Annotated in this window: 11 protein-coding genes and 1 pseudogene; 3 read left to right on the forward strand and 9 right to left on the reverse strand. The window is 37.3% G+C overall.

The window, feature by feature from the left end:
- Positions 1–11: 11 nt before the first annotated feature.
- From OLW01_RS07940 to OLW01_RS07970, 7 genes and pseudogenes are all read right to left on the reverse strand, one after another.
- Positions 12–1,826 carry an arylsulfatase gene (locus OLW01_RS07940; protein ID WP_268073308.1) on the reverse strand — a complete coding sequence of 605 codons (1,815 nt, stop codon included), beginning with the start codon at positions 1,824–1,826 and terminating at the stop codon, positions 12–14.
- A 310-nt stretch (positions 1,827–2,136) separates the two neighbouring features.
- On the reverse strand, positions 2,137–4,950 hold the full coding sequence (locus tag OLW01_RS07945; RefSeq protein WP_268073310.1) for a DUF349 domain-containing protein: 2,814 nt from the start codon (positions 4,948–4,950) through the stop codon (positions 2,137–2,139).
- Positions 4,940–5,218, reverse strand: a complete 279-nt coding sequence (locus tag OLW01_RS07950) for a YeaC family protein (RefSeq protein ID WP_268073312.1) — start codon at positions 5,216–5,218, stop codon at positions 4,940–4,942. Before OLW01_RS07950 ends, OLW01_RS07945 begins: the two co-directional genes overlap by 11 nt.
- Positions 5,218–5,544, reverse strand: coding sequence for a zinc ribbon domain-containing protein (locus OLW01_RS07955; protein WP_268073314.1), 327 nt, complete (start codon positions 5,542–5,544; stop codon positions 5,218–5,220). The genes OLW01_RS07950 and OLW01_RS07955 overlap by 1 nt, the downstream gene beginning before the upstream one ends.
- 13 nt (positions 5,545–5,557) lie before the next feature.
- On the reverse strand, positions 5,558–7,222 hold the full coding sequence (locus tag OLW01_RS07960; RefSeq protein WP_268073316.1) for an alanine/glycine:cation symporter family protein: 1,665 nt from the start codon (positions 7,220–7,222) through the stop codon (positions 5,558–5,560).
- 148 nt (positions 7,223–7,370) lie between these two features.
- Positions 7,371–8,345, reverse strand: coding sequence for a sensor domain-containing diguanylate cyclase (locus OLW01_RS07965; RefSeq protein ID WP_268073318.1), 975 nt, complete (start codon positions 8,343–8,345; stop codon positions 7,371–7,373).
- Positions 8,345–9,351 (reverse strand): annotated as a pseudogene (locus tag OLW01_RS07970) (response regulator). The gene OLW01_RS07965 and the pseudogene OLW01_RS07970 overlap by 1 nt, the downstream one beginning before the upstream one ends.
- A gap of 241 nt (positions 9,352–9,592) precedes the next feature.
- On the opposite strand from OLW01_RS07970, the gene OLW01_RS07975 reads away from it, so the two are divergent.
- From OLW01_RS07975 to OLW01_RS07985, 3 genes are all read left to right on the forward strand, one after another.
- The gene (locus tag OLW01_RS07975; protein WP_268073319.1) at positions 9,593–10,558 is read left to right on the forward strand and encodes an acetylxylan esterase; all 966 of its coding nucleotides are present in this window, start codon (positions 9,593–9,595) and stop codon (positions 10,556–10,558) included.
- Between the two features lie 28 nt (positions 10,559–10,586).
- Positions 10,587–11,315 (forward strand): esterase family protein, encoded by a 729-nt coding sequence (locus OLW01_RS07980; RefSeq protein ID WP_268073320.1) that lies wholly within the window; start codon positions 10,587–10,589, stop codon positions 11,313–11,315.
- A gap of 183 nt (positions 11,316–11,498) precedes the next feature.
- Positions 11,499–12,377: a DUF3014 domain-containing protein gene (locus OLW01_RS07985; protein ID WP_268073321.1), complete on the forward strand. Its 879-nt coding sequence runs from the start codon at positions 11,499–11,501 to the stop codon at positions 12,375–12,377.
- Positions 12,378–12,480: 103 nt separating this feature from the next.
- On the opposite strand, the gene OLW01_RS07990 is transcribed toward OLW01_RS07985, so the two are convergent.
- On the reverse strand, positions 12,481–13,410 hold the full coding sequence (locus tag OLW01_RS07990) for a general secretion pathway protein GspB (RefSeq protein WP_268073322.1): 930 nt from the start codon (positions 13,408–13,410) through the stop codon (positions 12,481–12,483).
- Positions 13,410–15,041 (reverse strand): ExeA family protein, encoded by a 1,632-nt coding sequence (locus tag OLW01_RS07995; protein WP_268073323.1) that lies wholly within the window; start codon positions 15,039–15,041, stop codon positions 13,410–13,412. Before OLW01_RS07995 ends, OLW01_RS07990 begins: the two co-directional genes overlap by 1 nt.
- Positions 15,042–15,087: the final 46 nt, after the last annotated feature.

Consider the following 15,087-nt stretch of genomic DNA (forward strand, 5'->3'; position numbering starts at 1 on the left):
TATTTTATATCTCAATTACTTGGTTTGATATACATATAATAGGCACTAATTAGCTGTCCGCTGCTAGTTTGCATTACACCTTCCAATGTATGTAAACCAGTGCTTAAATCGAATTCGAAACTGACTTCAGTTTGTTTATCACGAGAAACATTTGCTTTGGCGATCGTTTTATCGTTTAGCTTAAATAATACTGAATCAATATCGAGGGTTTTAGGTTTATATTGATAAAGCGTAAAGTTTGGATCTAGACCTGGGTTATCCATCGGACGCACGTAACCTTCATTAAATCCAAGATTTGCTTCACGTGGCCAGCGAGCAAAGCTTATTTTGTAACGACCAGATGTTTTTACGTCTAAATGCCAGATCCCTCGATTGGGTACACCTGCTATTACATGAGATTGATCGTAAGTAGCTTTATCACCTTTCCATGCTTGTGCGGTAAGTAATACTTCTGCCTGTTGTTGCGTATCTAAAACGGTCGGTGAAAGCCTTTCGTTTTGAGTTACGTCTTGCCACCAGTTTTCATAATAGGACGAAAATTGTTTAACTAAATCAGGATACTGATTAGCTAAATTGTTCTTTTGAGATGGGTCGTTTGATAAATCAAATAGCTGTTTATCGACTAACCGCCAATGGTTATGCATCACCGCATAATCACGGTATTTCACTAAGCTTCCATCTCCAAGTGAGCTGCCAAATCTAGCTTGATTATGAACAACTAATGTTCTGTTTTGTTCTTCGATCGGGTCATCACCAGTTAAAATAGTTTTTATGCTTGAACCATCAAATTTAACGGCTTTAGGTAGCTTCATGTTAAACATATCAACAAATGTTGGTAGTAAATCTAAATGAGCGGTTAAATGATGATATTGCTTGCCGCCGGTCAAATCACCATTTGGCCAATGCCAAAAACTCGCAGCTCTATGCCCTCCTTCAAAAGGTGAAGTTTTTCGGCCTCGCATATCGGCATTGTAACCACCTGTTATTTGACCATTATTGGGTCCATCAGCGCCTGCGGTGGTGCCATTGTCTGTTAAGTAGATAACCAAGGTATTATCAGCTAATTTGTTTTTTTCTAAGAACGTACGTAACTTGCCAACATTATTATCAATGGTGTTTATCATGCCATAAAAGCGCGCGCGTGTTTCTGGCACGCCTAACTTTCGGTAAGGCTCAGCAAATTCGTTTGGTACATTAAAAGGGCCATGCGGCGTGTTGGTTGCTAGATAAATAAAAAACGGATTAGATTTTTGTTCTGTAATAAAAGTTTTAGCCTGCTCAAACCAGATATCGGTTGAATAACCAGATACTTTGGTTGGTTGACCATTATCAAAATAGGTGTCGTCAAAATAGTCGTTTTTCCAATAATCCGGAATTTCCCCCGCCACGCCACCAGCGTGAATAAAACTTTTATCAAATCCCCTATCGGTTGGACGGAAAGGGTAATTGTCGCCCAAGTGCCATTTACCGAATATCGCAGTGCGGTAGCCGTTATGCTTGAATACATCCGCCATTGTAATTTCTTCTTTATAGACATGATTGCGGCCAGCAAAGGTAAGCCATGCTCCCACTCTGGCTGAGTATCTACCAGTCATTAATGCGGCTCGAGTAGGCGAACAAGTAGGATCAACGTGAAAATCGGTTAATCTGACACCCTCATTGGCGAGCTTGTCTAAGTTTGGTGTTTTTAATATTGGGTTACCATGAATTGAGAAATCACCATAACCTTGGTCATCAGACACAATCACAATAACATTCGGCTGGAGGCGTTGTGCACTTACTGAAAAAGTAATAAGCAACAAATAGATTAGCATAACAACTTTCATATCAAACCTTAAAACACACAAAATGACAATTGTTAACAATTGTATAGGGTGTGTTGAAGAATTTGAAGTATTAGTTTAATTATTTATCAGCCAAAGAATACGAGTATCTTTAAACGATGCCTTAAAAAATTAAATTAACCGTTAGCTCGTTACGACCTGAAACTTAAATTATTTCCATCACTCCCTTGTTTCTGCGGATTCAAATTGAGTTCAACCTAACGAGGTAACCAATGTCAATGAGCAAACAAAAAAGCGGCCGGAGCCGCTTTTAAATCAAATACTATCAAGTTTTAAAAAGTTAGGTTTATTTTTATTGTTGGGTAAATGCCACTTTAGTTCGCTCTAACAACTCTCTATCTAAATCGATTAAACCCAATTTCAACCATATGAGGAGCATCTCATCTGCGGCTTGATAACTACCGGAATTCATTTTCTCGGAAAGCATTTTCATTTGAAGTTGCATCCGCTGGGTTTGAAATAGTTCGGGGGTAGGTACATTTTGAACAATTTCAATTTGAGTTGTTAGTTCGGCTTGTTGGTCCTTATTGTCACCTGCATTTACTTGTGCTCCAAAACGAATCGCCTGTACCCAATCCGGATTTTGAATAGTTGAACTGAGTTTATCCAAGTCTAGCTCATGTTCTTTGGTTGATGCCGTTATTTCAGACAATAATTCAAACAATTGTGTGTGTGCTTGGATTTCCTTCGCTTGCTTTTGCTGATTTTTGGCTTTGCTGAGCATGTTTAACAATTTATTTTGCCATTTACTGAGTTTGATCTGCTGATTTTTATTTAAATCAGATAAATCAATCGCATTAATTTGTTCAGTCAAACTAGCATAATCTAAACTTCCAGCATTTATTTCACTTTCTAATTGTTTTAAAACGTTAGTTTGTTGTTCAAACGCCTGTGCTTTTTCAACTTTTGAATTTTCATAATTCATTTGTTTTTGTTTAAACACATCGTCATTAATAGCTCTAAACTGAGTCCAAAGCTTATTTTCTTTACGCTTGCCCGCAAAACCAATAGATTTCCATTGTGTTTGCAGCGATTTTAACGTTTCAGACACTTCATTTAAATCGTCACATTCAGCGATTTTGGTCTTCGCTTGGTTAATCAATGCCAATTTTTTTTGTTCATTTTGCTGTTGATAATCATGAACTTTTGATTTTATCGGTTCAATGGTTTCATAAAATTGTTCATTAATTGATTTATATATCTTCTTATCAACTGGACCTACTGTACGCCAATCATTTTGTAGCTGATATAAATGCTTCCCTATCTGATTAAAATCCGCCGTTGATTCATTAGAATTATTCAATAGCTGTACAGCTTGTTCTATTAGTTGCTGTTTTTTCAGTAAATTATCTTTACGTTGTTGTTCAAGCTCTGCATAAAATGCACGACAAGGTGCAAATGCTTGCTCTGTTAATTCATCAAATTTAGCATTTAAATGGGTATTTTCTTCACTTTCCACATTGCCCAATAATAACCAAGTATGGCGTGCAAATTTAACTTTGTTGGCTTGAGCTTGCAAATCAGATAATGGCTGATCAACTAAGGCTTGCATTTCTTCAAGCAATTCACGTTTACGAGGTAAGCCAATATAAGCTTTCCAATCTTCTAAATCTGCAATTTGCTCATTAATGCTGGCTAATTCATGTTCAAATTTCGCTTTGTTTACTTGCGATAATTCATCGTTCCATTCATTTATTTTGCGATATAAACCAAACGCTGCGTTATATTTACCTGAACGAATTAAGCTTTTTAATTCTCGTAATTTAGCAAACAGTCGCTTGGTTTGTTTACTTTGTTCCAACTCAATTGATTTAATGGCTTCTCGCCACTCTTTAATCTGCGTTTCTGCACTTGTGGCTATCGCTTCAGGTAGCGCAAAAAGCATACGCTTTTGGTTTTGTTTCCATGTTTTATGCCATTGAGTAAGTTCAGCTTGAACTTCATCGTATTCACTAACTGTCGTTGGAATTTGCATTTGAGTAAGTTGTGTAAGGTGGCGTGTTGCTTGCGAAACTTGTTCAAAAAACTCATCTAAATGCTGCACATTATTATGGTATAGATTTAACTCATGAAATAAAGCTTCTATTTCACGGCCTGTCTCATGGCTTTGTTCTAATTCAGTTTTTGCCTGCTCAATCAAAACTAAAATGTCATTGTGTGACTCGTCTTGTGAATTTTCAATTGCACCACTGACTTTGCTATCAATGTGTTGCAGTTGTGCTTTTGCTTGTTTTATGGTTTCTTCGCGCTTCACAATTGCATCTTGAACCGCTTTTTGTTCAAGGTATGACTGCTTTAAAACGTCTTTAGCAGATTCTACCTTGACTAGAATATCATCATATTTTTGTTTAAAGCTCGTTTGCTCAGCTTGAGATAAACATGCAAAAGCCTTTTGCTTTTGTTGCCACTGGTTTACTAATTCTTCGTTTGCAGCTTCAACTATTAAAAAATCTTGTTTGTCTTTAAGCGCTAACAATTTACTTAATATTAACGTTAATTCTTTTTTTAACTCAACAGGATGCTGCAGTTCGGCTTTAAACTTTGTTAATAAGACTTGAGCTTGTTGCTGAATATTATGATTGGCCGCTTTATTAGCTATTTTTTCTAGTAGCTTTAAATCGTCTTTATAACGATGCTCCATTGAATCAAAACAATATTGCGATATTTCTTGTTCTGATTCTCTAAATATTAAGTCTGCTAACAGGTTTTCTTTATTTAAACGCTTAAGCAGTTTTAACCTTAATTCAGTGTCTGCGCTATGACGGATCACGTCTTCTATTAAGCTATTTTGTTTACAGGTTTCAAAAAAAGTATTTTTTTGTGCATCGGTTACTTTAATACTATTGGCATTTGAGTTTAAAACTGCCAATTTAATTTTTTCTATAGCAACTTTTTTTAAGTGTTGGTCTGACTCATGCTCCATCGCTTGTACCCAAGCAGAAAACGAAGCCATTTTTTCAAGGGCTTTACGCCGCACGTTAACTTCAACGTCTTTGCGCGCTATCTCATTTAAAATATGTTCGTCAGTAAGTTGTTGTAAGGCTTGGGCTCGAACTGCTGGATCTTTGTGTTGCCATTTAGGTTTAAAAAGTTTTTTAAAAATCATCGTGGGATAACCTGATTATCTGCTGCTGTGACATTTCCTTTTGTAATTCAGCTTTGCTACGTTCAATTATTTTACCATTGGAGCCTATTGTAAAATGTTGTTGTGAATCTAAATGTTTTGCTTGCCAAGCCATTACCGCTTGTAAACTAGCCGATTTTTGAGATTCAGTTAATGGGCTACCATTTTCCCACTTCCCGAGCTCTACAGCCTGTTTTAGTTTTAAATAAACAGATTCAGGCATGATATCTATTGTTTTAATAAAATCCATTATTGCTTAGCTCGCTTAAATAACATAATTCTAATTCGAGTTATTAAATACCAAATAAATGAAATTGCCGTGATAGCCTGTGCAACAATTTTATCTGTTGATGTACCTGTATCACTGTACCAAGCAGAATAAGCTAAGCCGCCAATAAATAAAATAAGTGCGATAAAAGATTGAGTCATTAAGCTGGATGCTTTTTTAATTCGATTTATTCGTCTTTCGCTATCTATTTTTTCAGGATCAGCAACCAGCACATGCTGACAATACTGACAGGTTTCTGCTTTATCTGAGATTCGTTTGTCACAATTTGGACAATGCATTAATGCCATAAACTACTGCTCTTTAGGTTTTTTCTTGGCCTACTTTAGCCAAATAGGTTTGTTGAGTTGCTTTGATATCTTTGCGTAATAATACTAGTGCAAATAAATTTGGCAATGCCATTAAGACTACGCTGACCATTGCCAAGTTCCAAATAATAGTTGTATCGACAATAGCTGCAATAAAAAAGCCCGCAATGTAAACTATTCTAAAATAAATAACGGCCTGATTGCCAAATAAATATACGATAGCCCTGTCGCCATAATAACTCCAAGATATTGCGGTTGAAAACGCAAATAATAAAATACAAATACTCACTAAGTATTCGCCATACTGGCCAAACCAACTCTGGCTGAAAGCCTTAGCCGTTAAAGTGGTTGAATGCAGTAACGATTTTCCTTTTACTCTCGTATCTGGCGTTAATAATTTACCATCTTTAATTTCAATGTCACCGTTATATAGATGTCCACCAATATATTCAAAATGAACATCTTCTGCAATTGATCGCGCATTAATTAGCGTTAGTTCATTATTATCCATCACCCCATTTTTGACTAAAATAGTACCTGTGTAGAGCTTTACTTGATGGTTATCTGCCTGATTAAGCCATTGACCTAACATTTGCTTGTCTTTCGCAACGTTTTGTTGGTATTGCCCCTGCACAAAAAACATATCCGCACGATCAAATTCGTTTATATATTTTTGTGTCCATACACCTGACGATAAAATGACTAATCCCGTTAATGTACACAACAAAATAGTATCAATAAAAGGTTCAAGAATTGCGACAATGCCTTCTTTAACAGGTTCATCTGTTTTTGCACTTGCATGCGCTATTGGTGCAGAGCCCTGCCCTGCTTCATTTGAAAATAAACCTCTATTCACACCTCGATTAAACGCATAAGCAAAGCTAGCCCCCAAAAAACCACCAGTGGCGGCACTACCGCTAAACGCATCACTAATAACAGACTTAAAAGCGGGTAGTAAATTATCTATGTTATATAAAATAACCGCCGCACCACCGATAAAATAGATAACAGCCATAAAAGGCACTATTTTTGAGGTGATTTTTGCAATGCGGGTGATCCCGCCAATAATAACAAAGGCTAAAATACAAGATAATACGGCACCAGTGACAATGGGCTCGATTGAAAAACTAGATTCCATACCCATCGCAATATTATTAATTTGTGGCATTGAACCAGTGCCAAACGAGCTAACAACAGTGGCTAAGGCAAAAATAATTCCTAACCATTTTGCGTTAAGTTTACGATCCATAAAATACATGGGTCCACCGGCAGAGCTCCCATCTTTAGATTTTATTCGATATTTGTGCGATAAGGTTACTTCAACATATTTTGTTGTCATACCCAAAAATGCAGTCACCCACATCCAGAATAACGCAGCCGGGCCGCCTAAATAGATAGCTAAACCAACTCCGCCAATATTGCCGGTGCCAACCGTACCTGATAAAGCCGTGGCTAGCGCTTGAAAATGAGACGTTTCGCCAAGATGTTTTTTATCAGATTGACCAAATAAAATACGCCAGCCTGATCTAAAAAAGCGAATTTGAGGAAACCCTAAATAAAGGGTAAAAAAGAAACCAACCGCAAGTAATACAAATGGAAAATAAAACGCGCTACCTAAGTACCCATCTAAAAAAAGTAAAAAGTCATTGATTGCTTGCACGTTAAAAGCCTTTTATTTTTATTACATGTAAGAGATTAAGCTTAAGATGCTTACGATTTAAGTTTTATAGAAACCATATATATTTGAATGATATTAAAGTAATTAAATTGCTTATGTACCCTCTAAGTTAAAATAAGCTTGATGCCTACTAATCACCTTTTTGGTAAACTTTAACCTGATTTCTGCCATGTTCTTTAGCGTAATACAAAGCATGGTCAGAGCAATCAATCCACTCTTTGTAACTCGACATTTCAGGTGTCAATTCAGCAATACCAATACTAATCGTTAAATTTATTTCAATGCCTTGATATTTTATAACGCTGCCTTGAATGTACTCTCTCAATCGTTCAACAAATATATTGGCAGCGTGCGCTGGCGTATCTATTAAAATAATAGCGTATTCTTCACCACCATAACGACCTGCAATGTCAGTTTCTCGCATATTCATGGTAATCGCATCGGCAACAAATTTAATCACCACATCACCAGCCGGGTGACCATGTCGATCATTGACCACCTTAAAATGATCAATATCTAACATCACTAAGCTACTGGTTGATTTAGTTCGCTTATCTCGTTTAAATTCGTGAATTAAGCACTCTTCCCAATAACCACGATTATACAATCCGGTTAACCTGTCTGTTCTGGATAACTTTTTGAATTCCGCATTAATTGCTTTTAATTCCAGTTTATTAACAGCCACATCTGTCACATCGTATACAATGATTCCGATTTTTTCGACAATGCCTGTCGCTGAATCTAGCGGAATAATGGTGATATTTTGATACATAAACTCCGCCGAACCAGTAATGGGGCGATAATTTTTAAACTTGAATAAAAAGGGTCGCTGCTCCCAAGTCGTAAAAGCCCGAGTATTTAACTGAAATACGCATTCAGCTTTGTGCTTAAACCAGTCTTGGTTTATTTCTGCAAACACCTCAAATAGGTTTTTATTTCTGACTTCATAAGGGTTAATACCACTGTGGCTTTCCATAAAGTTATTCCACAGTTGAATATTATAAGCTCTATCCAATACAACCAAGCCCACATCCAAATTTTGAAGCATGCCCATAAATGAATGAAATTCTTGAAACTCATTGCCTGCGATGGATTGGTTTGACATTAATCTTCCAGTAAATAATTAACTTTATTGTTTAAGACATCAATTGCGTCTTCAGCAAATAGAATAAGCAAATCACAATTGATATTGTAACCTTCGATTTTGTAATTAATTTCAACAGCTAAGGTTTTTCGCCAGCGATAATTATTAGTCGAGATAAGATCAGTTAAATTAACATGTTGTCCTAAAACAACTGGATGCCCTTGACTAAAGTTCACATCTAGCTGGCTGCCAATACCCCTAAGACATGCGCCTATCAAAATATTAGCAACATCCATTAACAGCTCCAGCTCTAATGGGGTATCTAAATCATTTGGGTAATTAAGTAGTTCTGATATATCCGATAAACTCGTATCATTAAATATCAATAATGCCTCGCCTGAAATACGATTACCAATAAACCCTTGGCAAACGCCAGACACAGAATCTGAGTTTTCAATACCGCTTAATGCCATCTTCAACTCATTGACTTCAATTAAATTTACAACTGGGATGGGTAAAATAATTTTCACATCGAGTAATTTAGCAAGGAGAGCTGCCGCTTGTCCCATTGCGACATTTGCAATTTCTTGGTAACAGTCTCGTTGATCTTCTGAAATGGAAACATGCAGTTCTTTCACAGACAAACCTTCACTCCTAGCGATTATAGCAACCCAAAGCGTTTTAAAACTTCAGTTGATTTTTCTTTGCTAATGGGTTTTTGAATAAAATCAAGCGCACCTAAACTCATTACTTGAGCTTGTGCATCTGGCTGAATATCACCCGAAACCACAATAACCATTGAGTTTAAATCATGTTCATGAATATACGTTAAGGTTTGAATGCCATCCATAACAGGCATAGTTAAATCTAAAAATACAACTTCACCCTTGCCTTCTTTAATCGCTAATAAAGCTTCTTCACCATTGCAGGCATAACTTAGCTCTATATCCCAGTTATCGGGCAAAGCCCGAGCCATTTGTTTTCGTGCAAACCTTGAATCATCACAGATTAAAACAGATATCGTCATAGTTTTATTTTATTTAACATCAATGAAAAGAATTTATCTGATTTTAGTCTTACCTACAACTAGAATTTGTTCAAGCTAGTGGCTGTTGAACTTTTGGGAACAATTTTGCAGCCGTTTGGGTTCGTCCTAATCGTCAACAGCCCATCATATTAATCAATTTATTCAAATTAGCTTTTGCAAAATAGTCTTACAACACAGTATAGTAAAGCTATAGGGTTCAAATAATATATTTATAATTGCTATGTTCAACACTATTAATGATTCAGCGTTTAATTTTGATCCCAGTTATGGTTTTAGCTTAACGCAATTACTTAATATTAGCGCCCCGAGCGAGCCTGAAAATTTCGTTTCATTTTGGAAAAAAAAGTACCAATCAGCTTTAAGCATTCAGCCCCAACCTAGCCTTAAAGACACAGGCAAGACCATAAACAGGCATCGAATTTTCGATATTGAATATCAAACAACAGATAATTTAACAATCGGTGGCTGGTTAACGTTACCTGATTCAGGCCAAGTAGAGCGTGGTTTTATTGTCGGTCATGGTTATGGCGGGCGTGATGCACCAGATACTCACCTACCGTTTAAAAACGCGGCTTGTCTATTTTTGTGCTGCCGCGGTATATCACGTAGTAAAAGCGCCCCTTTTTCATCTAACCCAGCGTTTCACGTGCTCCACGATATTGACAAACCAAAAGACTATATTTTAGCTGGCTGCGTTGAAGATACTTGGATCGCAACTAGTTGTTTACTTAGATTATTTCCGCAGTTAAGTGGACATTTAGGCTACTTAGGAATTAGCTTTTCAGGCGGCATAGGCGCGTTAGCGCTGGCATGGGAAAACCGAATTCAAAAAGCGCACTTTAATGTACCTAGTTTTGGCCACCATTGGCTCAGAATGAAACTAAAAACCACAGGTAGTGCAAATGCGGTACAAGAGTATGCGCTTAAACACCCCAACGTTTTAGATACTTTAGCCTATTACGATGCCGCCATAGCAGCCAAATACATTCAAATGCCAGTACATATTGCGGCCGCGTTATACGATCCTGTTGTCGCGCCGCCTAGCCAATTTTCAATTTACAATGCGCTTCCTGATAATAATAAAAGTTTGTTTATTTTAGACGCAGGCCATACAGAATATAGTGCACAACAAGTACAAGAAAAAACACTCTTAAATCAATTGGAACAATACTTTAGTCGTTTATAGAACCACTAAACATTAGATGGATGTTGGGATGAAGCGTGAATACCACAAGCAATGGAGCTCAGAACTTGAGCGAAATATGGAAATGATAATACTGGGCCACTCAGGTCAAAAAGTGTTAGTGTTTCCAACTCGAGGCGGACGTTTTTATGAATATGAAGATTTACGAATTCCCCAGCATCTTGCCACTAAAATAGAGCAAGGTCAGTTGCAATTATTCTGCGTCGACGGCGTTGATAGTGAATCCTTTTATTGCTTTTGGGCTCATCCGAGTGGTCGCATTCAGCGATATTTGCAATACGAAAACTATATTTTAAACGAAGCCATTCCATTTATTCATCGAAAAAATCCCCACCCTATTTTAGTCGCACATGGCTGCAGTTTAGGCGCATTTCACGCTGCAAATATAGCGTTTAGACACCCACAACACTTTAAACGTTTAGTGGTATTTAGTGGACGCTTCGATTTAACATTGAATGTAGAATATTTTAAAGATTTATTTGACGGTTTTTACAACGAAGCTGTCTATTTTAATACCCCGACTCATTTTTTACCCAATTTACAAAACGCATATTACTTAACGCATTTAAGGCAAATGGAAATTACACTTGTTATTGGTGAACAGGATCCTTTCTATCCAAACAACCGTCATTTATGCGATATTTTAACTCACAAACAAATTGCGCATAAATTGTATGTGTGGAAAGAACGAGCTCACCGAGGTTATTATTGGCGTCGAATGGCGCCTTTGTACCTTTAAGTCAGTATACCTGACGACTTAAACTTGAATATGCTTCCAACAAGCCCCAAGTTTATATTAGAGATCACAAAATTAATTTTATAGCTAGTGGTCAACCAGTACGCAAAATGCAGCTATAAACTTAGTATTTTTTAGCAAAATCAACTATCCTAATTGAACAGTCTAATAACCAAAAGGCCTTTTATGTCAGAACAAAGCACCAGCAAAACAGGTATTTACACGGCGGTTGCTGCCGCTGTCATTGTCGGACTTGGCGCTATTTATTGGGTTGCATCCGACGATGAAGATGCAATAAAACCTGAAATGCCCGTTCAACCAGTTACGGTTGCGCCTGTCCCCGTGCCCAAAGTAGAGACGCCAGACGCACCAAATCCTGAATCTGAACGGCCAACACTAGAATCTCAAACCGACTCATCAACAAAACCAGAGTCAAATCCGGTGGCCGAGCCACAAAAGCCTGCGCCACCACCGCTACCATCATTAAACGAAAGTGATAATTTAGTTAAAGAAGATTTGCAACAAGCTTATCAAAAACCACAAATTGAATCTTTGTTTGATAAACAAGATCTTATTCGAAAGTTTGTGGTTTTTGTTGATAATGCAGGCCAAGGTACGTTAACTCAGCAACACAGCCCAGTTAAACTACCTGAATCCGATTTTAAAGTTATCCCAGTTGATGATAATGAATACATACTCGATCCAGAATCATATAAACGTTACGACTCTTACGTGAATATGCTCACGTTATTAAATGCTCAAACTTTAATTGATTATTTTAAAAAATTTGAACCTCTCATTTCTCAGGCTTATACCGAAATCGGCTATCAAGACAGAGATTTTGAGGAAAGTTTAATTGATGCTATTGATGTGGCTTTGGCAACGCCTTTAGTCGATAAAGAAATTCGCCTGGTTGCCCCTTCGGCCATGTATAAATTTGCAGATGAGGATTTAGAGGCCTTAAAACCGATTCAAAAATTATTAATTAGAATGGGACCAGAAAATCAGTTGAAAGTGCAAGCGGCATTAGAAAAAGTCAGAAAAGAGCTCATTAAACAACGCTAGTGTCATGTATCTTCAAGCAGTGAGTTGCTACCTCGCTACTCACTGCTTTTAGGTATCATTTATATACCACTAACACCTGCAAGCTGTTATTTTTTAAGCTAACTTACCAAGTTGACAATGCAGGTAACGAAAATGTTTTTTGCTTATATTCTAAAATCACATCTTGAGGGGTTATTTTCCTCAGGCGTAAACCTTGAGCTATATTATCCCCTTCTTTAACAATATTCCCATTCACTTTAACCCAAGCTTTATTAGCTTCACTTGAAAAGATATGCGTTTGAAAGTTAAGACTTGGAATTTGACTTTGAAATGACTCATCTAATTCAGTTAATTTCACGATCTGAGATGGAGATGGTGATTGTTGAGATATTTCACTATCACTTAGCGCCATGGTTTGCTCAACTGCGGCATTAAATTTAGCCAACAAATCTGCCGAAATTTCGTTTTCATCATCAATTGAATTAAGCTGTTTAAAATCTGTTTGAGATTGCTCTAACGCGACCGAGTTTTCAGTCTGTGCATTGTTTTTAGGATCACCCGTGCCGTTAATATCCTTTTCTTGAGAACTCTTGTTGGCTTGATTGGATGCAAGCTTGTCAAGTTCAGCACTTTGAACTTTAGGCTGATGATTTGTTTTAGCCTGCTCTTTTTTTATAACTGGCATAGTGAGTTCAGACAAAGTCATAAAAGCTTTAGTCTGACTTTCAGTTTGTTTTTCAGCATGCTCTAACGGCACTTGTTCAATTTCAGTTTGCTTGGCGTTATCATCAGCTAATTGAGTGATTAACGGTTTGCTTGGTTGGTTTTGCTTATTCGCTAAGTTTTCTGCTGGCTGTTGGCTTGATTGATTTAAAAATGAAGCAAGATAAAAACCGGCAATAAAGGTGGCAATTAAGCCCAATACCATTAGCGCACCCGATTTGATGCTTTTATGCAAACGCTCTTGTGTCGAGTCTTCTGCAAATACGGGTCGATTCGCATCACCCGCTTCATTTTGTTTTTGTTTATTCAACGCATCCATTAAAAATGACATTATTTACCCTCATGTAATTTTGGCGCCGTGGCTGACGTTAATTGCTGTATTAAGATCAACGTTTGAGTATCAGCAAATGGGGTTAATGCTAATTTATGCTTATTTTGAAATTGATTAAGTTTAGCTTGAAGTTGGGTGTCAAAACGTTCAACTTTTTTACGAGGTTTAGCCAATAGTACAGACAGCTGATTATCAAGCCACTGCAATTGTGTCAGTTTACTATTTGAATCAATTTTAAGAACGGTTTGCTCAAGTGATAAATTTGCAGGCGGATGCCATAACAAGAGTGCTTTGCCTCGCCAAGCTTGTTCCAGCCAATCAAGCTCTAGTGTCAGTGTCTCATTTGAAAAACGTACGATAAATTGGTCATTTAATACAGTTAAAACGCCATAAAAAACTTGCCCATCGCTTTGATAAAATTCTAATAACGCGGGCGTATTTAAATTTGTAAGCTGATTGAAACTGCCGCTAAATTGATAACAAGCTAAATCATAATCAACAACATCAACACAAGGCGATTGCCAAGCTTGATTTTCAGGCAAATGCCAAAGCTGGGCTAAACGGGAAAAAGCTTGAACTAAATGTTCGTTTTCCGCGGTTAAAGATGTCAGCACTGACTGTGCTGGCAAATTAATTTGCTTAGGCTTTGCATTTTCGGGTAACGTTATTTGAACTTCTTGCCCATCCTTTTTTGGTATAGCAACAGGTGAGCTATGGTCTGCAAAAAGAAATAAATAAGCAGCACCTAAGGTGGCCATGACAAAAATACCGGCCAATATCAAGCCAGGTTTTTTATACTCGGTTAAACCCACTTTTTTAAATTCGTAGTCTAATGCTTCCGTAGCGGCCTGCTCAACCACTTTAACATCTACCCTGTCTTGTTGCTTAACATAAGCGCCCATCAAAGCCCGATCACAAAGTAAATTAATGACCCTAGGGATGCCTTGACTAATTTGGTGAATGCGTTTTACCGCCGTTTTTGTAAATAAAGCTTGCTGACAACCTGCCACTTGTAATCTGTGATTTATATAGGACGATACCTGAGACTGGTTAAGTGGCAACAAATGATATCTAGCTGTAATGCGCTGAGCAAGCTGTCTTAGTTCTTGGCGCTTTAATAAAGCTTGCAATTCAGGTTGACCAATTAAAATAACTTGTAGCAATTTTTTAGTATTTGTTTCTAGGTTCGTTAGCAGCCTAAGCTGCTCCAAAACTTGAGCTTTTAAATGTTGCGCTTCGTCGATAATCAATAGAGCGCTTTTACCCGATTGATGGTTATCCAGCAAATACGCTTTAATCGCGTCTGTTAAATCTTTAATACTACTTTGAGTTTTATTGTAGGGTATTTTAAATTCATCGCATATAGTTGCCAGTAATTCATGTTCAGTCAAAGTAGGGTTTAAAATAAAAGCCACTTGGGTTTGCTCAGGAATTTGAGCCAATAAACAACGCGACACTGTCGTTTTACCGGTACCCACTTCTCCAGTTAATAACACAAAGCCGCCCGTTTCATGTAAACCAAAGCTTAAATGGGCGAGCGCTTCTTTATGACGCTCGCTCATATATAAATAATCTGGGTTGGGCGCGATAGAAAATGGAATGTCTTTTAAACCAAAAAAGCTTTGATACATAATATAATGATTAGGCTTGCTGAAAACAAAGTGGCACAATAGTAGG

Source organism: Catenovulum adriaticum (genome assembly GCF_026725475.1).
GTDB classification, from domain to species: Bacteria; Pseudomonadota; Gammaproteobacteria; order Enterobacterales; family Alteromonadaceae; genus Catenovulum; species Catenovulum adriaticum.

Bases quoted from the DNA above. Each gene is read 5' to 3' on its own strand.
- OLW01_RS07990 (WP_268073322.1), bottom strand. From the start codon at position 13,410: ATGTCATTTTTAATGGATGCGTTGAATAAACAAAAACAAAATGAAGCG.
- OLW01_RS07945 (WP_268073310.1), bottom strand. From the start codon at position 4,950: ATGATTTTTAAAAAACTTTTTAAACCTAAATGGCAACACAAAGATCCA.
- OLW01_RS07940 (WP_268073308.1), bottom strand. From the start codon at position 1,826: ATGAAAGTTGTTATGCTAATCTATTTGTTGCTTATTACTTTTTCAGTA.
- OLW01_RS07985 (WP_268073321.1), top strand. From the start codon at position 11,499: ATGTCAGAACAAAGCACCAGCAAAACAGGTATTTACACGGCGGTTGCT.
- OLW01_RS07980 (WP_268073320.1), top strand. From the start codon at position 10,587: ATGAAGCGTGAATACCACAAGCAATGGAGCTCAGAACTTGAGCGAAAT.
- OLW01_RS07950 (WP_268073312.1), bottom strand. From the start codon at position 5,218: ATGGATTTTATTAAAACAATAGATATCATGCCTGAATCTGTTTATTTA.
- OLW01_RS07995 (WP_268073323.1), bottom strand. From the start codon at position 15,041: ATGTATCAAAGCTTTTTTGGTTTAAAAGACATTCCATTTTCTATCGCG.
- OLW01_RS07965 (WP_268073318.1), bottom strand. From the start codon at position 8,345: ATGTCAAACCAATCCATCGCAGGCAATGAGTTTCAAGAATTTCATTCA.
- OLW01_RS07975 (WP_268073319.1), top strand. From the start codon at position 9,593: ATGTTCAACACTATTAATGATTCAGCGTTTAATTTTGATCCCAGTTAT.
- OLW01_RS07955 (WP_268073314.1), bottom strand. From the start codon at position 5,544: ATGGCATTAATGCATTGTCCAAATTGTGACAAACGAATCTCAGATAAA.